Here is a 22,727-nt window from a genome sequence, read left to right on the forward strand (position 1 = left end):
TGGTTGTTTGGAATGTCGCATAGTTAATTAGAACTCACACTTCTTCATACACTGGTATAGGCATACAAAAGAGTTCCATCTAAAAAGATACATATCAAGTAGTATCAAACTCATACTAAATTACATTGCCTTCAAGAATTTTACCTCTTGCTTTATTAATTAAAAATTTTGATGCTTGTTCACCATATTTTTCATCATACGCGCTAAAACTATGCCGATACCATTCACCACATCTTTCATATCGGTCAAAATACATATCAATTACACAATATGTATCTGGCTTATTATCTAATATTTTTGCACCTTGAAGCCAAAGAAATTGAGCAATTGTCATATTGTCCAGTGTGATACTTTCATCAAGTATTAGTTCTGCTTTAAATTGCAAATAAATAGCTAAGTTTTTAACTTCATCACTTTTAGGTTGATCAAGAAATTTAATAAAAATCCCTCGATCACCAATATCATAATTATGCTTAATTTGGTACGCACTCATAGTAACCTCATTTAACATGTTGTTCTCCAGTTTACTTATCTTTGAGCTTCGCACTGATCATGCGATATACAATTTCGTGATACTTTTCCAGCTTGCTCAAGATCTCCTGATCTTCAGATTCGATTTCCTTTTCCTTTTCTTCAAAAACTAAGTTTTTGCATTTAATGAAGTCGGTTACATAGTTGTATCGCTCTTGAGCATCTGAAAATAAATCATCTTCTTCAAAATCATCACTGAAGATACTCTTTTGAGCTTCGGCCGCACATTGATCAAGTTCTAATAAGTCTTCGAATGATGGAATATCTAACGATTGAATATAGATATCATGCTGCTTTAAATGCTCTCTAACCGTTGTTGCAAACTCTTCACTATAAAGTTGGTCATCGTAAACGTTTGGAAGTGCTTCGATATATGCATTAACAGCTTCTATTGTCTCTATTTCGCTTGAATCTAAATTTAGGTATTGATCGACGATCTCATCGATAATTGTTTCGCTAGTTTTTGTTAATAGATCCTGAGAACGTTCATCCTGAATGTGATCAATTGTTTTATTTAAAACAACATCGACTTCTTCAGTATCAAGTTTAATTTCAGTAAATATTGAATCTAGAGCTCCATCGATCTCATTTGCAAAAGTTGAATCAACAACTTCATAAAAAGGAGCACTAAAGCCTGATATTTGAACTGAATCCAGCATATTTTGCATTGTACGCATAATTGCGAAGAAACCGGACTTAACATCAGTCTCGTATAATTTCGCCATTTTACTGATACTTTCAAGGTGAGTATCGACCTGATTTAGAACGCCAATGGCATGTTTTTTATAATTTGGACAACTTTGGAGGATCTTGTTCTCTGCTAACTGATAAGCAAAGTTTTTAAGCTCATTATCATATTTCTTACTATCAAAATAGGTCAGCTCTTTTTCAATCGAAACAAAATCATTTAACCGGATCTTTGCTAGTTTCGGTGGTTGTACAAACATAGTTTGAGCATGAATAGCGAATACACCACCCTCTTTACCACCATCGATCTTTTTAGCAACTACGATCGTGAACTGACCTTCTTGTTGAGATGCAATATCCTGATAACTAATCCGGTCCTGCTTTTCGATATTAACGTTTGTAGAAGATTGATAATTTATTCCCATTGCTGAAGAAGCAATGTTGTAGCCGTTTACTACTGACTGTGTCACTTGGTCCACCAGACTACGTAAACGCTGCATCGATAAACCTTCCGTACCGGAGTTGATACGTCCAAAAGTTTTAGTACCGGTGTTAGCTACAATCGCTTCACCTTCAGCTTCATCGGCAACGAAGATATCTTTAAGCTCTTGCGCTGAAAACGTTAAGCTGAATGTCAAACCACGTGCTTGAGCTGGGATCACAGACAGGCCTTTTACGATTTGATATGCCAGCTCATCTAGAACAATCTTAAAACATGTCGCTGAAGCCGTAATTTTCGCTTCAATGACATTACGTACCATGCCATCGATACGGTTCCCCAGCGCTCCTGCCATCATCTGCTTAATAGAGCCTACAAAAAGTTTACCAAGCATCCGGATTGTTGGGGGCGCATTCTGCAATGCCGGTAAAACATTGATCAAGCAACGACGGTTTAGAACTACGTCGAACATATCAATTTCGCCAGATTTGGTTCCATAGATATGACCGAAGTTAAAACTAAGATCTGAAATAGCACGAGTAAATTGCATGATTACATAACCATGCTGCTCAACACATTTTTCCGGTTGTTTGTAAAGTTTACCTTCATCAAACCCTGCTAATGATTTAAGGTAGGCACGCAGAGGTGAAACGGCCGTAATATAAATCTCACCAAAATTTTTATAATTATCATCAAAATCTTCCCCGTAAGCTGCTCGTATTAATTGATTGAGCTCTTGGTATTCAACATATGTTTTTGGCTCAAGTAATAATAATCCTCTATCCCTTAAAAAAGTTAATAAGTGTGTTGTGGCCGTTAAATAGGTAATGGTACGATCCTTCCACATGTCACCGCCAGAACCCTCAGAGTCCGCGAGAAGGTAGACGAGTTGTTCACTCAACATTGCAGCAGAAGTGTACGACATAAGATTAAATGTGTTTGTCATTTTATCTTCTTGGCGTACCAGCAAATCACGGCCAGCAGTAATGAAGTTTGTGACTAGATAATCGTCTTGACGCATGAATCGCGTCAGTAAATACATAAGTTCGGCTACAAGTTCAGTCGTACCTTTCGCATCCGATAAGATAAAACCAGAATTCTGAAGTAATGGATTCGTCAAGACCATCTTAATGGTTTCAGTTTTACCAGCACCAGTCGTACCAATTAGCAAGTCATGTACACGTTCATCACTATCACTTTTCCAGATTTGCTGATGATTTTGACGGTCAATACCGTAATAATAAACCCCCTGCCCATAAGCTTTTTCAGGGTTTTTCCTTAAATTTACTTTCCGCGCTACACCATCGAATGATCCATCTGGCATATTTGCATGCTTCGGCACCCGATAAGGCATATTGATATAGCGAAGCTGGGGTATTAAATATTTACGTGTGATCAATATTGCAATTGGCGTTGCAATTATGAGTAATAAAGGAAAAAAGAAACTTACAAAAACTACAATTGTGATCGTTATGGCAAAATACATCGACCCTTCTGACGTTTGAAGAGCTACGTGTATTTTAGTGATGATATCCCGTGTATCAACACGCTGGTCCTTCGGTTTAAATCTATCCGATGCACCTTTAAAACGTGGTGTAGCCATCATTTATCCCTATTGCTTTAAACCGGTATTTGAAAATTTACAAATGATCTTTGCATGTTGTTCTTTAGTGGCAGTAGATTCATAAGAATTAGGATCCTCCGGATTAAAAGCTGGCAGCGAATCAAGATATTCACGCAGCGGCTTTACTGTCTGGTAGTAATCATTGCCATACTTTTCCATGAAGCTTGTATATAAGTGACCGTAGGCCAATTCTGCCAAATCCTGAAGGTCTTCTGATGATTGTATTTTGCTCATATCAATCTCAACCTCTTTCTTTTGATTTAGAAAAAACAAGAGTTCAATCCAGAACTGATAAAAATGAATCGTTTCACCTAAAAATGACTCTTCTTTATCACTTTCAAAAATTAAGATCTGGATCTTATCTTGAATCTGACTTAGTGAATTACCGTGAAAATTCATGACTCAAATTTCTGAAATAAAGGAAAAAGGTTTCATAAATGAAAGCTTTTTCCTTAACCTTAATTATGCAACTCTGAGTTTTTGGCTTTGAATGAAGTTATAAGTTTTAATCGCCTCATCCACCAGTTCGGTATAAATACCCAGCTTAATATTCTCTTCCTCTTCCAGACTTAAAGCTGCTGAAGAAGTGATTTCAAGAGCACGTTGCTCTTTCAGGGTATTTACAATGGTTTTCACACCACGGGGATGCACTGTAGCCAAGATATCAATACATGTCTCCAGATCATGTTTTTTACGCATGATGCTTCGAACTGCCTGATCTTCCGGATTCGTCGTTAATAACCAAAGGCGTTTAGGCCCAATCATAGAGGTGAAGAATTGAACATATTGATCATTACGCTCGTTAATCACTTTAGAAAGGTACGTCATACCAGATGAACGTAAACCCACAATGGAAGTTAAACGTTTTTCTTGAGCTGGAGTAAGTTGTAAGTATTTCACAATGTCTTTACGTTCTTCAGGTGAACCTTGAGAACATACAACAAAACGACTGGCAGCTTTGGTAAGAATGCCAAAGTCACTGATATATTGTGAACTTAAGTAGTAAGCAATACCCCATTTACGGATCTCACGACTGTCACGCTCAAGTTCAGCAATCATAAAGTTGTCAGATTTAATGTTGTGCATCTCATCGAAAACCATATATTTTTTATCGATTTTCAGCTCTGCAACTAAATTGCTGTAATAGTCAAGATAATCTTTAGGTATCTCACCACGGGTTAAGTCTTCCTCACTGTATGCGATACGTTTTTTATAGAACATACGCACGATCTGGAAGAACAATGAGTTATTTTTACGGTTGTTTTTAACAATTACGTCTTGCAGATCCACAGAAGCAATACGCGCGTCAGAAATATCAAATTGAGTAAACGTACTAAAGTTAGGGTAATCGTTTGCTGCTTGAGAAAGAGAACGGGTTACTGCATCAAGAATATTTTCGCCGTGTGAGGTTTTATAATCACCATAAATACGCTGAATTTCTTCTTTCTTGGCAACCGTAATTAAGTCACTCAAAATTGGCATTGCATAACGGTGTGCCAAATTACGTGCACGTAAAAGCTTATTCTTTCTAACTTGTTGTATTTCTTCATTAGAAACAATTTGTTCAGCAAGTTGATGACACAATAAAGCCAGATCATGCAACGGAAGTGTTTCAGATAATGAAATTCTTAATTCACGTAAAAGTAGATCTAATTCATGTGACTGACCTGTTTGATAGATCTTTGGCTGACTTTGATCATTATCAGTAGCAAAGAATTTAAATGCTTCACGAATAATCAAAGAGATTACCGCGCTCATCTCAGGTTCAGGATGTTCGTTTTCCGCTGGAGTAACAAGCGTTACAAGGAATGCGCGGATCTGATCAAACTCGTTTGATAATGGATACTGAAGACCAACCGCAGTTTCCATCGGGTTAATTGCGTCCTTAGCACTCTTCGAGATTCGCTTATACACGCACCAATGTTTGCGTGAAGGATCTAAAGCATTCTGGATGCCATAAACCAGACCTGAAGATGACACACCAACGTCTGAAATAAAGATATAAGGTAAGCGTTCTAGACCGGCCGCCAAACAAGCTTCAAACAGCTCATCGTTCATACGCATCGATTTACCGGAACCCATCGTACCGGAAATAATGGTGTAGTTATATGCCAGCTCTTCAGAGAAGTGCTCGATACGAATTAATTTTCCGCAAGGTGTACGTTGTACCATTGTACCCTTTTTAAATGGGGAAGCTGGCCGGTCAAGAGGAAGTAAATGCAATGCATCAGGTAAAGGTGCTGGGCAAAGTGGCGCATGATGCATAGTAGATAAAGGAAAATGAGTTAAATAAGCTTTAACAGCATCTCCTGTACGCTCTAGTGGAACGGCATGTCCCCAGTTTTGTGCAGCACGCCAAAGTTTAGATCGGCGAATCTGTAAACGCTCAATACCTCTTGGAGTAGCTTCATCCCAAGTCATGAGCGAAACCTGTAAACCGACTACACAACCACCATAATCTTTATAACGCTGCAATGAATCACCAGCGGCCTTAATTTGCTGGTTTGCAGCTCCTTGCCAGCCTACTACCGCCGTTACGGCTCGTTTGATACCGATAGATGCCATCCCATCGCCAGATAACATAAATGAGACGGCATAAGGAATTGCACGACTTGAACCATCTGATGTTTCAGTTGTTTGTTGATTCATTCGGTCGAAGAAATCAATAAATGTAGGCATTACAGAAGATGTGCCTGAAAAACTTGGTGATGGAGGTGTTTTTAAAGGAATTGGAACATAGACCATATCACCGCATTGAACAGCACTTTTTGGAACAGTGATGTCTCCGGCTTTATCTTTACTGTTTAATGGAGTAATCGTCTGAGTCATTAATTGATCAGAAATACGAGGATATAAAACGTGAGACAGATCTTGAGGATCAGTACGGTTTTTCCAACGTAAAGGAATAGGCATTCCACTATTCGGCAAAAATGCTTTAAAGTTTGGATCAAAGTAGCGTGGATTCATCATACGGCCAGTTGCCGTAATAGCAGCACTTACATCTAGCTTATCTACAACCCCTTTAAAGTCTTGATGTTCAAGTTCACTAATCACACCAGATACGAATGTATCATGAATTGATTTTAACGAAGACAAGCCATGTAAAAGGTTCTGTGCATCTGACATCGGTGGAATATTGTATTTCTTAACAATATCAGCAGTTCGTCTATAATCACCGGCAATTTCGGATTTATCCAAAATTTTCGGATTGGTCATTAAAGCAAAATAGATCTCTTCATCGTAAATATACGGTGCATAAACATCACGCATTTCATCAATGAAAGAATCCAGACGAATATTGACTTTACGTGCTGTATTTTTCTGGATATCAACAATACGATTTAATTCTGAATTTACTGCATCATCACGTCTAAATAACACCATAATCTTATGGCTGTTTACTGCATTTAAATTATTCTTCAGATAGTTATTTAAGCGGTCAATTTCACCCATAAATGTTTGGTGATAATCAATTGTTGAACGAATACCTTCATACTTCAAGATCGTAACCATCGTACCGTCTTGCATGACCAAATTGAAACGACCATCAACCGTTTCTATTTCACAATAGTCATTTGCTGAAGCTTTAAACATTTTCGCAAGCGATACGAGTATCAGCTCAAGTGAAGACACTAAAGAAGAGCGTCTTTTCACTTTAGTTGGCTTGGTGTTCGCTTTAGAATTATTCGCAGTACTTCTAGTATCTGCTCTTTTTGGAGTCGCAGTGCTTACCATAGCTGATCTCACCTTTTTAACTAAAACTTGGGTAATTATTAGAATGTTGTTCCAATTTAGACATAATCATATTTAGAACATCATCATCATTAATATTTGTTGAATTGATTGAATCTAGAGCCTCTTTTTCATATATGGCCATGTACACCAACATGAATGTAACTAAACTTTCTAAATTCGATTGAGCAGCAGCCGGTGTTTCAAGAAGTTCGTTTCCTTCGCCAATTAGACGTTCGATATGAAAAGGAGAAATAAGAATATTTTTAGAAACTAAATGAAAAAACTGATGCTTAAATGTCTGATTAAAGCCAATATGAAAATATAAATTTCCAGCATCATCACAAAGTTCCTTGTCATGTACTGATATTTCCAAATCATCTTCAGCACATAGCTTTGAACAGATTTGTTGACGTAATGCTTGCTTAAATAAATCACTATAGATTGCTGGACCATTTAAAAGTTCATTTGCAATAGTGTTTTGCTGAAGCATAAAAGTTTTGTTGAATGTAGATAGTAAATTCCGCTTACTTGACTCAATAAACAATCGAAATGAAGTACAAGGGAAAGAATCAGTTACTACCAACTCGAACCCATGCATGTCAAAAAAATCACTATTTGACTTCAATATAACTAGTTGAGGACCAAAACCTAATAAAGTACGAATCTTGATTTGTTGCGCCGTCAAATTTTCTAGTGAAATAGATACCAGACAGAGCTCATCATCCATACTATCGGCAATAAATGGTTCTAATTCAGGATCCGGAGTACTGAATAAAGGCAATCGTGTTTGCTCCAGTAAACGTACTACTTGGTTCGATAGTATCGTTACAAAAGCCGTCTCAACATCGTCAGTAAGCTCTAATCCGGTATCTATAAAGCCGGTATGCAAGTGAAACCATTCTTGAACATTTATAGGCGCTTGTTCGAATTGATTGGCCATTAAATCGTAAGCGTTACCAATACAAGCATGCTCTATATTTGGCAGAGCTCTAAACAGAAATGGATTTAGGTTACTTTCAATCATAATGACCTCCATTAACCGGCTTTAAGAAGTTGTTCTTCAAAAAGCTGAGTCCACTTCTCCGGATTAAACTCATCTAATGAAAGGTAATAATCAATTTGCTCTTTAGAAAAGATATTTTGGTTATATAACAGAACAAACGGGAAAAACGCATTCGGCGCTATCGTCTTATTACTCTGCTTAACCTCATTAATTGCATAAATGAGGCGTTCTAACCCATCATTTGATGATAGAGACTGTCTCACATAAATTGCATTAATACGGTCAGTAAAGAGTGATTCTTTTAAATCAATCGTTGCTTGAGGGAATTCAGAATCGATACTTTCACGAATCGTCTTCTCATCAACATCCGGACGGTAATACTCCATTGCAATATTATCAAGTACGGTCTGGAACATCCCACCCTTGATAAAAAATGCCTTCAGCTTAGGATCCGGATGGTTAGCTAAAACGAGAACAAAACGTTGTAGATGATTAATTCTGATCTGGTCCAACTCATGACATATACCTAACAACCCCGAACGATCTGTTAGCACCCAAGCTAAATGATGCGCTCGATGACATAAAGTACAAGCCGGCACAAGATTCGACTCATTATTATTGTTGTGATTTCCATCTAGATGGTGGACCTCAAGAAAACGAAGATCCCGAAAATCACAAAAATAGCAACGATGGTCATGCTTTTTGAAAAAGGAAGAAGAATCAATTTTTAAAGCATGTAAAAACTTCTCAGTATCACCTATGGTATCGAGTTGAATGCTTTTGTTTATCATGATAATCCCCTTAATCGCATATTTAAATTAAGCTGTAGGGAAAGCCGGAGCTCTCCCTACAATACCTCTTAAACGCGCTTAGACGTTGCCAGAGGCAGAGTTCGCAGCAGACCAGTAGAAGTAACCAGCACCCGCTAAAACAGCACCAATCAAGAGCTTCAATCCAGCTTTACCAGCAGTGGCATCTTTACCCGGCTTACCGATATTTAAGAAGTCGATAACACCCATTACGAAAACGATGAAACCAACTAACATTCCCGCATATTGAAGGAATGACATGAATGCATCCATTGCGTTAATACCACGATCACGGATGTCACCCACAGAGTCACCACCTGTTGCTTGTCCCTGACGATTACCACCAGTTAGATTGGTAGTATCTGGAGCCGCAATCGCATTAGTAATACCTAATGAACCCATAGTGAAAGCAACGCCAAGTTGTGCATAGATATCTTGACCAACGTTTTTTACTTTCTGTAAGTTATTGATTTTGCTCATAAAAAATTTTTCCTTCTTTCCTTTTTCCGCCGAAATTGGCTAGGAGTTGGTTTTGGACTGAGTGGATCTACCAGCTCAGATGTTAAAAAAATTAATATTCATTTCTAGGTTAAGCCTATGATTTTGAAAAAGTCTAAGCCAAACCACGACGCTAAAAATGCGTGCACAACTTCAACTTTATAAGCTAACATTCCTCCTATCATGAACATTGTTCCTTGACCTACAGATAATTTGGCAATGCCGTCAGCATTATCGCGCCAGATCCATAGACCACGACCAATGGCTAATAATCCAAAAAATTGTAAAACCCCGATGATTACCAATACTGCTAAGTTGAGCTCGTCTGTATAAGAGCTGCCTGTGTACTGTGTGTAATCGTAATAAGTTACCCCTGCTGGTGTTGTGTCACTAATGAGTGACCCAACGATGTCTAGCAACTGAAGTCTTAAACCCAACGTACAAAGAAACGCTGCGATAATAAGTTTCATCGATGCCCCAAATGCGCTTGGTCGGCGTATTTGAGTCATAAATCGTCCTGCTAAAGCTGGTTGTGAAATTTGAACAAAATCAACCAGCGCATGAAGAAATATGTAAAAACCAGACACTACAAAGAAGTATCGAAGCAATTCGGTAGCTGCTACGAAGAAGAAACCCATATTTTGCAAAATATCTATAGTTTCCATGCGCGCCCCCTATAATCTTGGTCTAGTTTGTAGCTTTGTTACTTAAATGAAGCTTCGCCAGCCATTTCATTTACATCAAGAACGCGATAACCCGTTGGTAGACGTTGGCCTACTCCATATGAGTTATATTGCTTACCGTCAGATAACCAAACACGATTGCCTACAGTCGCTACTACTTCTTGTCCACGTGGTAATGCTTTATTCAAAGCAACACCTTTTTTAGTTTCACGTAATTGCACAATATTTGCGCCGTTGTTTGCGCGTGCATTTTTAATCAATGCTTGATACTGTCCAATTTTAAGTTGCTGATCTTGGGCCAATGTACGTAGTGAATTGTTTTGAGCCTTGAGCTGTGAATTTTCTTGCTCTAACGTAATCACACGTTGCTCATTAAAATTATTCGCCTGATTATTGATATTTGGCGCTACTGGAGCTGGCATATTCAATGGGATCGGCTGTAAACCATTAGCATTGTTGAATTGAATAATGGCGTTTTGTCCGTCCACGGAATAAGCATCAACGTCTTTACCAGTCATATCTTTAACCATCACTGTACCGTTCACTGGATCAGTAGACTTTGGCATCGTTTCTGGCACGGCCACCATTGAATTTTGCGAATATCCAACCGGTTGTTGTGGCTGCATTTGCACTGGTTGTGGCGGTGGTTGATATGCCGTTTGATCTGGAGCTGGAGCTTCAATAGTTTGATCTTTCGGTGGTGCTTTTTTCATTTTTGTTGAAATAAACATGAACGTAAGAACACAAATAGCGAAGATAACTGCGCCAATTAAAATGAACTTATTACGTCTATCAGTCGAATCAACTGGTTGTTGTGCCTGTGTCTGATAGTCAAAATCGTCATCATAATTAGGTTGTTGTGGTTCGTTTGACATTTTTAATTTCTCCAAATTCGATTGTTATTCAGTCACATCTTGGTTAAAGAAAATGTAGAAAACGGTGCCGACTGGAGTGATATATGTCACTTGTTTACGCCCGATTTGCTGAATTTCCTGACTTGCATTTTGGCCAACTTGACCAATGATGTTTCCGGCAATACGCTCACCAGATGGATCCTTAGTCTCAATCACTGTTGCACCACTTGTATAAGTTTGTTGGCCATAAGCTTGGCTATATGCCTGACCGTAACCTTGTGCAATACCACTTGCGATTAATGCACCATAACGCTGTAAAGTATGGCGTTTGATATATGTCGCCATTCCATATGAGCCTTGCAACGTTTGACCCACGGCGTCGATAGAAAATTCTTTGTTCTTACCATCACTCAAGACACGATCAATTTTGAATTGAATATTGTCATTTGACTTAGAAACTGTTCCAAACACTTTGCGGCCTTTTAATGGGCCATTGGTAACTTGTGCAAAGACTTGGTTGCCGTCATCTGTATTCACTTCACCCAATAAACGAGCAATTGAACGAGTTCCGGCTGGAATCAACACTTTTCCGGTTCCGGACTTTTTACCGTTTACTGGATTATTTCCGTTAGCGGAAAACGGCGAAGCATCCTGAGCATTGTTTGCACTGTTACCTGTATTACTTCCGTTTCCGGAATTGTCTGCGCTTGCTGGCGCCGTGTAATAGGTTTTTTGTGCGTATGAACCGGCTTTAGTTTTTTTGTCTTTGCTCTTCGGAATCATATTTCCGTTAGCGTCAAACTCAGCACCCGTGATCTGACCAATCTGTTTAAGAACAAAACTGTTAATTGTTTGTTCTTGCTCTTTATTTGCAGTGATTTGGCGTTGACTTTCTTCATCAAACCAGTTCGCAAATTGATTGTTATTTTGCTCATAATTCGCAGCAACATCACTTACGTAATCTTGTGTTTGAACTGGTATGTATTGAGGTTGCGGTTGGCCTTGCTGCATTCCCTGCTGTTGCATCTGACCTTGTTGTCCTGCCACTGCTGGATTTGCATAAGTTAATTGGCCAGTACTATTCATTAAACCAGCTTGTTGCGGGTTCATAGCGCCGTATTGAGCATTAGATGTTGAAGGTAATACCACTTGACCTTGAGCATCTGTTGGAGCAATAACAAGATTACGTGGTGTATAGCTTTCGCCTTTAGCCGCCGCCTGTCTTGCAAGAATTTCTTCTTGTTTACGTATAGCTGTATATTGCTCTTGTGATACATATTCCGCTTGCTTAGTATTGCTTTGCGGAGCATCCATCTTAATATTTGCCGGATTAATTTGTTCCGGCGCATCCTGTCTGAAGATGAACTTCATGAGGAAAAATAGGATAAGAAGAATTACTGCACCAACAGTTATGATGATAAAACGGAACACACCGTTTTCACGCCAGTAGAGCTTGAACTTATCACCAAATTTCATATTGATGCGATTATCTGCATCATTTCTTGGTATCCAAGTTGCTGTCTGATTTTCTTCAAACGTCTCATATTCAGGCGTCAATGGATCCCTGCGTTCAGGATCGGAATTATGAGTCGAGTGAGTCGCTTCATTTTGACCAGTGAATTGCTCTTGCGAAGACTGGATGTCATCTGGTTTATTTGTATTATTTTCAGCACTCATAGCACACCTTAATTATTAAAATACACTGTAGTCGGTTGTCCGTTTCTACTAATCGTTACCTGATTAATAGGATCCGGATAGACATAAATACTTGTGCCGCCTGTTGAACGTGCTGTTGATTTATAACTTGGGTAAAGCACTGTATCGTTACTACGAACAATGTATTGACCGTTAAAATTCCAAGCTTCAACACTTGTATCTGAAGTTCTAATGCGTTCTGCTTCTACTGGAGGCGTACCATCTAGAAATAGTAGTGTCTGGCTATCAATACTCGACATAACGCCAGTGGCATTCATATTTGCGCGTAACGAAGAGTTGACAGATGTTGGACTACGCCCAGCTAGTCGCGCATCAATACGCATATCCACTTCATTTTGACCAGTGGCTAAAATGAAAATTACTGGTGTTGATAAACCTTTTAAACGTACTGTCACGTTTCCGTAAGCGGTAGCGGTAAGAGGTTCAATTGAAAATATGTTCGTGTTTTTAGATGAAATATCAGATTTTTCACCTTGACCCTGCCCTTGTTCTGGTCTGTCGTCTGCAAACAGTTCTTTGTTGAACGTAACTTTTTCAATTTCCCACGGATTACCACTCAGATCGCTAAAAACAATACTGGTTAACATGCCCATAGAAAGCCGTAAGACTGGCGGTTGAGCTGCTGGGCTCAAATCAATTGGAACAGAGCGTACAATTGGTCGCGCCGTTGTCGTATATGGTGTAGAAGCATCCCGCTCTTGACGTAAGAGCAGATCCTTGATGTTTTTAACCTGTTGCGGGGTAAGTTCCATACTTAAAATTTCAGCAACAATCTCATCTTTAGTTTTCGCTACACGTACTGGTGGTGGGAACGAATTACCAAAAGTTTGAACATTACCTAAATTAATCGTATTTGGTGGAGGTGTTCCAATATACGAAGGCGCTTCAGCTTGAGCCTGTTGATTATTGGCTTGCTGTTGACCTTGTTGCTGGTTATTCCCTTGAGATTGGTTATTACCCTGTGGTTGAGAAGAAGGCACAGTTTGCTGCGCCGTAGCTTGCTGTTGCTGGCCTGATTGTTGTTGGCTTGGTTCAGCATAAGAACTACCAGCAACGACTAGCGCCATACTCAGTGCAAGATTTTTAAACTTTAGCTGCATCTTGAGACTTCCCTAAATTAATTTTTTGCACGTAAAACGATACTGGCGATACCTAAACCTTTCGGGTTATAGACATCACGTGGCGTAACTTCAACACGAATTTCAGCCATATATTGTCGAGTATCAGCCGGTTGAGATTTACCGTTGAAGTAGTCCATGCGAACTGGTTGCATAACAATCCAGAATCGATTGCCACGACTATCAATGCCATTATTTTTAGCGACTTCAGGTGTTTGCAGCTTAGAAGTTCTAAGGACTAAGAAATTGTTACGGATTTGGTCAATCAAACCTGATTGACGTAGTGTAGTAATGAAGCTTTCACGCCCACGATCTGTGAAGTAACGGCGTAAAGTGTTATTGATATCAGCGTCAGCATTTTGATAATCAAGTGAATAGGCATTTAGCAAACCTTCCGAAGCAAATTCAGCAACATTTACGTCAGTAAATGCAGGATTGTCATTCGGATTGATTTTACAAATTACTTCATTATTGACGGTCTGAAAGTATTCGACTTTTGGCATCAATCCAATAATGCCACCAAGTACTGCAACTGCTGTACCCAACACACCAATACCGATAATGCAGCCTAATAATTGACGACGTTGACTTTTAATCTTGTCTTCAAGTTCATCATTCTTTTTGGCCATTTCGACCAACCCACTATTAACCTGTTCTGGTGTAGTTGGAAAACGAGGTTTAGTTTTCGGGTTCTGATTCTGCTTTTGTTCAGACATTACCTATTCCTTGCTTATTATTGCCGAAAGGTTTTAGTTAGAGGGTTATAAATACAAGGAGTACTTGAACCATCATCAAAAACAAGCTGTTCAAAATTTCTTTTAACAGCGATATAGGCAACTTGTGCAAGTACAACTAATGTCAAAGCAACAAGAACAATAATCTTGAAGTTGATAATGCGCGTAAGCAGATTTGAATAGAACTCTTTAGTTCTAACATCTACATTCAGAGAATTGCGAGGATTCCCCCACGTACTGTATTCATCTGAAGAAGAAGACAGTTCAATGTCTTGTTGTTGTGACTCTTTCATAGTTCTCATCTCGTCATTATTAAGGCACGAGCTTGAATTAAACTGCACATCTAGTGTCAGTTGCTTATAGTGGCTATTGTCTTAGTATTTTTAAAAATCTGCAATATCTTTTTTTTAAAATTACCTAAGAAAATAAAAATATTTCAGAAAACTTTTTAGTTTTAAAAAATTTATAGTTTCTAATTATAAATAGCTTGCACAAAAAAACCAGCTTTAAAGCTGGTCTATTTTTAAATTATCACGGCGTTTGAAGCTGTGTTTCCGTGTACGGACCTATTTCCGTTTACTGTATTCCTCCGCTTCCGGAATTAGTCCTTTCATCTGTCATAACTGAAAACTTAATATTCGCCGTGTCCGGACCCAAGCCCGTTTACTGTATTTTTCCGTAGCCGGAATTGGTACGCCGTGTCTATGTAATGTTCCTAATGAGAACGGCTTATCCTACTTTGATTTCTTAATACACTTAACCTCGACGTTGCATGTACTTCTATAAACTTGGTTTAGCTGAGAGGTATCTACTGGAGCTGATATAATCTTAAATTTGGTGGGATCATTTTCATATTCACAAAGTAGCTGGGATAGAAAAATACTTTTTTCAGCTTTCGGTTTGCCTAATTGCATTACTGATTTCATAATAAAGTCCTATTAAGTTATTTATGTAATTTATTTGCCAGAATCAAACAATTGAATAAGTTTGATTAAATTAAGTAGGGCAAAACCACCGAAGAAAATAAAAATGACCAACATAAATACACGGGAAAAGAGCGCTTCCATAAAAGCTTCAGATAACTGATGTATTTCCTCAGAAGTCATATTAAAACTTAGAACTGAGAGCTCCCCAGAGGCAAAGAGGTCCCACGTTGTTAACCCAAAAGCAATTAGCGCAAAAATGCCAAAGACTTGAAATACCCTGTCCTCGATACTTTTAATACGTGGCTGTGACTTATTGTGCTTGATAAGCATTGGTTTATATTCGTTTGACATATTCATTTAGAATCCTCCACCAGAGATACACCCTGCCAATTTATGATTATCAGTCAATGCAATTAAATTTGTATTTGCATTCTGTTTATGATCACCAGAATGGCTATCTCCTAGCATTAGATAAAAAGCATCATCTTGAATGTAGTAAGAGGCATCTGGATAAAGAATCCGAACATCATCAATAACCTGTTTTAACGCCGTCATTGCTTTAGCGAATTTGAATTGCAAGTTCGGATCAAACTCATCGAGTAATTCTACTGCTGTCACATTTTGTTTTTCGATGTGTTCAATAACATCATCTGTTTTCATTTAAGCCACCTATATAAATTAGGGCTATTGGGGAGAGCCTTTATCCGTCCACGGCGGTAATACCGTTTACTGTATGTTAGTCCGAGAACGGAACTAAACCGCGCTATAAATACAAACTTTCATTTATGAAACTTTTTTAAACTCTTTTAAAATTTTTAGCTTGGCTTCTTTATATTCTTTATCACTGGCTTGAACTGTCATCGATGGCAATTCAGAGTCCGTGAGGTATGTATATTCAGCCTGAGTGATAATCCCATCATCCAACGCCGTGTGAAGCCGTATTTCAAGCTCATCTCCAGCCTTACTATTTTTAACATGCTCATACATTTCATTGAGTATGTAGTAACCCTTATCATCAACCTCAACTTTGTAACTCCTAGCTTTGAAGTACTGAGTAACGATGATCAGTGCAATTACTATTATTACGAGCCCTATAAATAGTTTTTTCATTAATTGGCCTCTATTTATGAAGGTTTAAATTCATCAATAAATTTTTGTTTTGCCTCTTTGTATGTTGCTTTTTCAGCATCAGTACTAAGATCATAGTCAGGCTCTTCTCCGGTTATAGATACATATTCATTGCCATCTATTATGCCATCAGATAATGCTTTGATGATTTTTGACCGCATCTCATCTCCAGCATGACTTGCCTTAACAAAGCCATATTCGCTACTCAGACGAAAATAAGCTTTATCGCTGATCTCTTTTTTGTGAATGTCTTTCATATTTGATTTCAATGAAAGATTTAAAAAATACAAAGTACATAAAACCACAATTATGATTAGGGGTATCTTCATTGCTGCTCAACCGCCGTATAAATAATAAAAAAATGAGAGTGGCCCACCAATCACAATAATTATGATAGCCGCCAGCAAAAGTCTCGCTTTCATATTACCACCGATTTTTTAAAAAAAGATATATCTATTTTTTAAAAATTACCGGAATACATTTTTAATTACAACAGATCATCTAAATCTTTATCTGATAAAACCGAATTTAATACATCTTCTTCAGTGAGCTGTTTGGTTTGATTAAGTTGTTGCTCTCTCATTCTGACTTTTTCCAGACTAAATTTTGAAGTTCTAAACATAGGTTTATCACCCCAACCCTTACCAGCCACACCATAGTGTCTTGACGCCGTTTGAACACTTGCATGCCCAAACCAACCTGCGACCTCTTCTTCTTTCCACTTATATTTTTTCCGATTGGCTACCGCTTGATGGCGTGTACTGTAAATCGTAGCATTTGCTTTATTTGAAGCTAACTCTTCAGGTAAACCAAACTTTTTCTTTTCATAAAATTCATTGCTCATATCTTTTAATTTACGTTGCAATGAATCCATCACACTTTGACATAGTGCATATTGAATCGTGCCATAACGATCAACATAACTCTCAATTACCACGGCGTTATAAGCACCCAATAAGGCAGCCATTTTTCCGTGATCGGTATTTCTACCCGTTTGCTGTATTTCACCGGCAACTGAATTAAATCCGAAGTCGGTCAACTCTGGAGCTGGCGCAGTAGAAGCAGTAGAAATGGCTTGATTTGTCCCACCCCCCTTTATTCCGGCAACGGCGTTAATTCCATCAACTGTATTATTTCCGTCTATGGCCTTTATTCCGTTTACGGTATCTGGTCCGTTCGCGGAAGGTAATGCGCCGTGATCACTTCCATCAACTTTATTTATTCCGTCTACGGTCTTTATTCTGTCTACGGTATTTATCCCGTTTACGGAAGAATGAGCGCCGTCTTCAATCACTCGCTCATAATTAAATTCACCACCTCCAGCTTTATTGTCGTCAGTCGTATCCTGGCCATGTCCGGACGATATTCTGTTTACGGTATCTGGTCCGTTTATGGAAGGTAATGCGCCGTTTGTTCTATCTTCAATATTTTGCTCAAGTTCGTTTTCAGTAGAAATCCAGTTTACGGTTTCTCCAGTTCCATTCACAGGTTTTATACAGTTTACGGCTTCTATACAGTTAACGGTTTGGGAACCTTTCCAATGAATGAACTCAAATTCAAAACTGTCTGGCTCTTTACTTGCGATGTAGATTTTATAAGTTTCATTAGTCTCTCTACTTCTTTCAGTTAAGAACTTTCTAGCTCTTGCCTCCAGTTCTAAATCGAGCAATCTCTTAAACCCAAGTATTGCCCTTAATTGATTCTTAAGCTTGATTGAATCAGGCTCAATCATATTAAGAATCCTTATGTCGCCGTTCGCTCTACCCTGAGTATTTTTTGCATTATCGACCACAAGAGATAAGCATCTCTCTTCAACATCACATGCCAACCTTAAGCTTTGCCACTCCACTGGCCTCAATCCAATCATAGTATTTGCTTCTATAAACAGCTTTAACATCAATCCCAAATTAGACCTGTTCAAATTAAAACTGCTGCCTAACACAAATTCATAAAGATCTTTTGGAAAGTACTTGAGCTTCGAACTACTAGAACGGTTCGGCTGTTTCTTATCATCTGTCGCCTCAACAGCTTTCAAACTTTCAAAAAGCCTTGCCAGCTTAGGCAAAGCTACAAGCTTCTCACCATCCCTCTTTTGTTCACTCAAGATCACTCCCATACGATGAATAAGTGCAGATCGATAGTGTCTAAAAGTAGAGTTTCGCAATTCATTATTTCCATATTCAGAAATAAGATTATTTACTACTGTTTCCAACGTATATTCGGGATTAACCAAAACTTGATCTTCTAACCCATATTGTTTTAATAGTTTTTTCCAAACATTGGTATATCTGATTATTGTTTTCTCAGAATAATCAAATACACGTGTCTCCAAGCCTTTAATACTTTTTGGATATTTTTTTGCATTGAATTCTAATTCCGAGCCAGCTTTCATAATTCAAACACCACGATAACTTTTAATTTATTACATCTATCAGATACGGAGTGTTGCTCAACTGCTTTCACTTCGTTCTAGACCATGTCTCATCAGATTGCAGTTTTGCTTAAAAACTTACCGTTTGCAACACTCCTTGCTCGTTACCCATCCTTAACTTTATTAAATTCCACTTTTGAGCTATCACTAAGTACGTTCATTATCCTGTAAGCAGATATCACTCGCAACCTAACACGTGATGCAACATGTAATTTATTTTTTTTAAATTTATCGAAACGTATAAAAAAGATTTATTGATCTTTAAATTTTAAATAATTAATCTTTGAAATTTTATTTTTTAAAACTATACATTTTTAATAATTATATAGAAAATTATTCATTCTTATATTATTCGATAAAAATTGTCTCATATACATAATTAATTTGCATTATAAAAATAAAATAATATTATATAATTCAAATAATTTTATAAAATTCACCATGTTATATACCACGCTTTACATTATATAACTTTCAATTTTGATTTTAATTAGAGACTAGCCTTGTCCACCTTTGTCCAAATATTTTAACTGTTTTACTAATTTGTGAATTTCTTTAAATTTAATTACAAGTTTCCAAATTTATTTGGAATTAAATTCTTTTATTTCATTACATTTCATATTTTTTAGATGAAATTAACTAGTTATTTAATTTTTTAAAGAATTTTCGTCTTTTCTCGTCTTAGAAACTGTTCACAAATTAACCTTACCAGCTCAACTAGCAATAACTTTTGATTTGACGTTTTTGGTTCGCAACTTATATGAACTTAAGACCGCTTATTCTTCTTTTTTATTTTTTAATACTATATATTTTTTAAAATTTAGAATTTATACTTGTTGCTACAAGCCGAAGCTGCCTTGAGCACTTCTACTAACAATAGCAAACACTAGGTGTAATTATGAAAATAGTACCTTCAATTCGTCGTTCACTCACTGTTCTTTGTATCTCTGTTGCCACTTTGACTGGATGCCAAAGCTACTACTACGTTCCAAGCCCTAAATTTGATGTTGAATCGCCTTTAGGTATTTTGAGTCAAGCTGCTCAAGATGCTGTAGCCGAACAACAAACTTATGCCCTAGATAAAAAAGCCTTTAACGAAGATTTAGCTTTACGCCAACGTAGCTTTAGAACTGACGTTATTCGTGTTGACTATGTCGGGGAACCTCAGACCCTCCTTCAAAGTGCAGCTTATCACTTCGGATATCGCTTTATTGAAGCTGGTAACATTCATCAGCTCCCAATCGTAAACTTCAGCAAACGCAAATTAACTGGATTTGATCTCATTAAAGATGTTGGCTTGCAACTTGGTAACTCTGCAACTGTTGATGTAGATGAAAATGATAAAACAATCACATTGATCCATCGTTAATCAAATGAACCGTCATTTAAATAAAGATAAGGATTAAGACTATGGCAGATTTACCTAATTACCAATATTACTTGCAGCAATCACCAATCATCATTTCTCAAGATGACTCTGCAAAACAAGCTGAAAGCTCAGCCCGACTTGAATCAATCAAAACACTAGTACATGAAGCAGCTACACGAAATGCATTACGTGCTCGACTGACTGAAATTGATAAAGTCGTTTACAACCCAAACAATGTACGCAAGCTTGATTCTATTTACGACTTTCAGCGTTTAATGATTAATACTGTTGTTGTTCCCCCTGTCATTGTTCAGGCAAACAATATTAGTGATGTTCAAAACCCTCGTACACTTTCAGTGCTTGGTGTCCGTTATGAAATTAAAGAAAATGCTCGTTTCTCACATACCCCACCAAACTGGCGTGACTTTTTACAGTTTAATGTGAAGAGCTATGAAATCGGTGTGGACGCCTTACCTAACGAGTTAAAACCTAAAAATAGTGCCGAAGAACGTGCTTTTAAAGAAGCAATGAATAAAGGAATTGAAGATGGTGTTCGTGAAGCAGACGCTATTTTCAAGCATCAATTAAACCGTCTCAACCAAACATATAAAGGAATGATTGCATTCCATCGTTTTGTCATGGACGGGAAAATTACGATGCCAGCAATTGCTCGTCGGGATATCGCCCTTACTGGTAACGGCAATACACTTATGTTGAACCAGACCAACTTTGAGATTACTTCTTTACCTCAATTTGTGAACAACACTAAATTGTGGAATAGCCGAATTTTAAGCATCAAAGAACGTTCAGTCGTTAAGGATCCGGTTGAAACACCTGTTGCGATTGAAACTCAACAATAAAAGAAACAGCTTATGAATGTTTATGCTAGAGATACCGTCGCTGAAGAGCCCAAAGCTGAACACCCCTATCAAATGTTGCGACATGAAACAATTGATTTGGATAACATCAGCATAAATTCTGAAGAAGATGTGCGTAAAATCTTAACTGTTGCTAATGCTTTTAACGCGAGTGACGTATTGATCAACTCCGGTAGACCAATACTCATTCGTCGTTACAATAAGCTTTATGCATTAACTCTGAAGAACCTTAAAGATGTTGAGCTTAATATGTTTTTAACCATTATTAATGGTAATGAAGCACTAAGCTCAATTAAAAAAGGGAAAGGTTTAAATTTCGCGTATAACTGTAGCGCATTTCAAGATCGCAATTCGAAAAGTGGTAAAGGGTATATAACTACACAGAATGATGAAAGCTGGTTACATGTGAATGCAGTGGAAAAAGAGAAAATCATTTTCCGCTGTAATGTGAGTGCCTGTAATGATAGAACTGGCAACTCTTCCTTTCAAATTGTTCAACGTATTATTCCATCTGATCCACCTACCTATGATCAAATCGGCCTAACTGAAGAGTTCGTTCTAAAAGCCATTCCGAGACTAGGCATCACTTATGTTGTTGGTGAAACTGGTCACGGAAAATCAACAACATTAGCTTCAATGGTTCGTTACGTATATGAAGAAGATACACATATTCAGGGCAATATTATTACTCTTGAAGAACCTATCGAATTCAGATACGACGGCATTAAAAGTAAGCATTCAATCATTGTTCAAAGTCAGATACCTGAACATTTCATGACTTTTGGCCTAGCTGTAAGAGAAGCAATGAGACGTAAACCAGCACTACTACTAGTTGCTGAATTACGTGACCAAGAATCTTTCTCTGCTGCAATTGAGCTCTCAAAGACGGGACACCCCGTTATGTCAACAATCCATAGTAACGATGTTGCAAACGTACTACCTCGTATCATGGATTTGGTTCCACCAGACCAACAACATCGTAAATTAACCGAAACTATCTCTACAGCACATGCATTTATTGCTCAGCGCCTCGTTGAGACGCCAGAGGGGAAATTAATAGGTGTACGAGAACACCTCTTTTTCTCTAAATCCATTCGTAATGACCTTTTGGATCTGGCTATTCAGGCCGGTGGGTATGGACTTGTTATCCAATACATTCGAAAGATGATGAATGACAATCCACAAGGTACAGAAAACTCATCACCAAATTTTGAAAATCAGGCTAAAGATTTATTGAATAAGGGACTCATCAGCAAAAAAGGCTTTGATGCCCTTATAGCCTAGTTTTGGAGTTAAATATGGAAGACAACAATAATTTCATAGATTGGGGTAAAGCTTCAAATAACCCTAGTTTAAAAGGCATTAACCCTATAGCCCTATTTCTTATCGCTTTCGGATGTTTGTTTTGGAATATTTCAAAAATTCCGATAATCGTCGGTATCTTTGCTGTCCCGATATGCTGGCTAATCGAGAACTATTTAAAAATGCCATACAAGTATTTTTTCCAGCTCATTATCGGCTTTTTCTTCGGAAAAATTAAATCTCCCAAATAATTAAAGGAAAT

22 protein-coding genes are annotated in these 22,727 nt (G+C 37.8%); 4 read left to right on the forward strand and 18 right to left on the reverse strand.

Features of this window, described 5'->3' with window-relative positions:
• Positions 1 to 115 precede the first annotated feature (115 nt).
• From EGS71_RS01060 to EGS71_RS01150, 18 genes are all read right to left on the reverse strand, one after another.
• Entirely contained in the window at positions 116 to 511 is a 396-nt protein-coding gene (locus EGS71_RS01060) for a hypothetical protein (RefSeq protein ID WP_000931461.1), read from the reverse strand.
• Positions 512 to 524: 13 nt separating this feature from the next.
• Positions 525 to 3,260, reverse strand: coding sequence for a hypothetical protein (locus EGS71_RS01065; RefSeq protein WP_000235147.1), 2,736 nt, complete (start codon positions 3,258 to 3,260; stop codon positions 525 to 527).
• Between the two features lie 9 nt (positions 3,261 to 3,269).
• A complete protein-coding gene (locus tag EGS71_RS01070) occupies positions 3,270 to 3,680 on the reverse strand; it encodes a hypothetical protein (RefSeq protein ID WP_001009075.1) in 411 nt (136 codons plus the stop codon).
• Positions 3,681 to 3,743: 63 nt separating this feature from the next.
• Positions 3,744 to 7,016, reverse strand: a complete 3,273-nt coding sequence (locus tag EGS71_RS01075; RefSeq protein ID WP_000255072.1) for an ATP-binding protein — start codon at positions 7,014 to 7,016, stop codon at positions 3,744 to 3,746.
• A 16-nt stretch (positions 7,017 to 7,032) separates the two neighbouring features.
• Positions 7,033 to 8,040 (reverse strand): hypothetical protein, encoded by a 1,008-nt coding sequence (locus tag EGS71_RS01080; protein ID WP_000573069.1) that lies wholly within the window; start codon positions 8,038 to 8,040, stop codon positions 7,033 to 7,035.
• An 11-nt stretch (positions 8,041 to 8,051) separates the two neighbouring features.
• Complete coding sequence (locus EGS71_RS01085; RefSeq protein WP_000608872.1) at positions 8,052 to 8,810, reverse strand: hypothetical protein; 759 nt, start codon at positions 8,808 to 8,810, stop codon at positions 8,052 to 8,054.
• Between the two features lie 78 nt (positions 8,811 to 8,888).
• Entirely contained in the window at positions 8,889 to 9,308 is a 420-nt protein-coding gene (locus tag EGS71_RS01090; protein ID WP_000036098.1) for a hypothetical protein, read from the reverse strand.
• Positions 9,309 to 9,412: 104 nt separating this feature from the next.
• Positions 9,413 to 9,835: a type VI secretion protein gene (locus tag EGS71_RS01095; RefSeq protein WP_225472448.1), complete on the reverse strand. Its 423-nt coding sequence runs from the start codon at positions 9,833 to 9,835 to the stop codon at positions 9,413 to 9,415.
• A gap of 194 nt (positions 9,836 to 10,029) precedes the next feature.
• Positions 10,030 to 10,884, reverse strand: a complete 855-nt coding sequence (locus tag EGS71_RS01100) for a hypothetical protein (RefSeq protein ID WP_000064220.1) — start codon at positions 10,882 to 10,884, stop codon at positions 10,030 to 10,032.
• Between the two features lie 24 nt (positions 10,885 to 10,908).
• Positions 10,909 to 12,540 (reverse strand): DotG/IcmE/VirB10 family protein, encoded by a 1,632-nt coding sequence (locus EGS71_RS01105; RefSeq protein ID WP_001271961.1) that lies wholly within the window; start codon positions 12,538 to 12,540, stop codon positions 10,909 to 10,911.
• 8 nt (positions 12,541 to 12,548) lie between these two features.
• Positions 12,549 to 13,679, reverse strand: coding sequence for a DotH/IcmK family type IV secretion protein (locus EGS71_RS01110; protein WP_001176129.1), 1,131 nt, complete (start codon positions 13,677 to 13,679; stop codon positions 12,549 to 12,551).
• Positions 13,680 to 13,696: 17 nt separating this feature from the next.
• Positions 13,697 to 14,413 carry a DotI/IcmL family type IV secretion protein gene (locus EGS71_RS01115; protein ID WP_000003236.1) on the reverse strand — a complete coding sequence of 239 codons (717 nt, stop codon included), beginning with the start codon at positions 14,411 to 14,413 and terminating at the stop codon, positions 13,697 to 13,699.
• A 17-nt stretch (positions 14,414 to 14,430) separates the two neighbouring features.
• The gene (locus EGS71_RS01120; RefSeq protein ID WP_225453697.1) at positions 14,431 to 14,733 is read right to left on the reverse strand and encodes a hypothetical protein; all 303 of its coding nucleotides are present in this window, start codon (positions 14,731 to 14,733) and stop codon (positions 14,431 to 14,433) included.
• A gap of 654 nt (positions 14,734 to 15,387) precedes the next feature.
• Entirely contained in the window at positions 15,388 to 15,714 is a 327-nt protein-coding gene (locus EGS71_RS01130; RefSeq protein WP_001057326.1) for a hypothetical protein, read from the reverse strand.
• Entirely contained in the window at positions 15,715 to 16,017 is a 303-nt protein-coding gene (locus tag EGS71_RS01135; RefSeq protein ID WP_000845226.1) for a hypothetical protein, read from the reverse strand.
• 123 nt (positions 16,018 to 16,140) lie between these two features.
• A complete protein-coding gene (locus EGS71_RS01140; protein ID WP_000732369.1) occupies positions 16,141 to 16,467 on the reverse strand; it encodes a hypothetical protein in 327 nt (108 codons plus the stop codon).
• A 14-nt stretch (positions 16,468 to 16,481) separates the two neighbouring features.
• Positions 16,482 to 16,742, reverse strand: coding sequence for a hypothetical protein (locus EGS71_RS01145; protein ID WP_000651695.1), 261 nt, complete (start codon positions 16,740 to 16,742; stop codon positions 16,482 to 16,484).
• Positions 16,743 to 16,972: 230 nt separating this feature from the next.
• Positions 16,973 to 18,877, reverse strand: a complete 1,905-nt coding sequence (locus tag EGS71_RS01150; protein ID WP_000643578.1) for a hypothetical protein — start codon at positions 18,875 to 18,877, stop codon at positions 16,973 to 16,975.
• A gap of 937 nt (positions 18,878 to 19,814) precedes the next feature.
• Between EGS71_RS01150 and EGS71_RS01155 the strand changes: the two genes are divergently transcribed.
• From EGS71_RS01155 to EGS71_RS01170, 4 genes are read left to right on the forward strand one after another with little or no spacing between them, the layout of a single operon-like run.
• On the forward strand, positions 19,815 to 20,285 hold the full coding sequence (locus EGS71_RS01155) for a DotD/TraH family lipoprotein (protein ID WP_000706892.1): 471 nt from the start codon (positions 19,815 to 19,817) through the stop codon (positions 20,283 to 20,285).
• Positions 20,286 to 20,326: 41 nt separating this feature from the next.
• Complete coding sequence (locus tag EGS71_RS01160) at positions 20,327 to 21,145, forward strand: type IV secretory system conjugative DNA transfer family protein (RefSeq protein ID WP_000774465.1); 819 nt, start codon at positions 20,327 to 20,329, stop codon at positions 21,143 to 21,145.
• A 12-nt stretch (positions 21,146 to 21,157) separates the two neighbouring features.
• A complete protein-coding gene (locus EGS71_RS01165) occupies positions 21,158 to 22,447 on the forward strand; it encodes an ATPase, T2SS/T4P/T4SS family (RefSeq protein ID WP_001103687.1) in 1,290 nt (429 codons plus the stop codon).
• A 14-nt stretch (positions 22,448 to 22,461) separates the two neighbouring features.
• A complete protein-coding gene (locus EGS71_RS01170; protein WP_000389972.1) occupies positions 22,462 to 22,716 on the forward strand; it encodes a hypothetical protein in 255 nt (84 codons plus the stop codon).
• The last annotated feature ends 11 nt before the right edge of the window (positions 22,717 to 22,727 follow it).

The organism is Acinetobacter sp. FDAARGOS_559, assembly GCF_003940475.1.
GTDB classification, from domain to species: Bacteria; Pseudomonadota; Gammaproteobacteria; order Pseudomonadales; family Moraxellaceae; genus Acinetobacter; species Acinetobacter baumannii.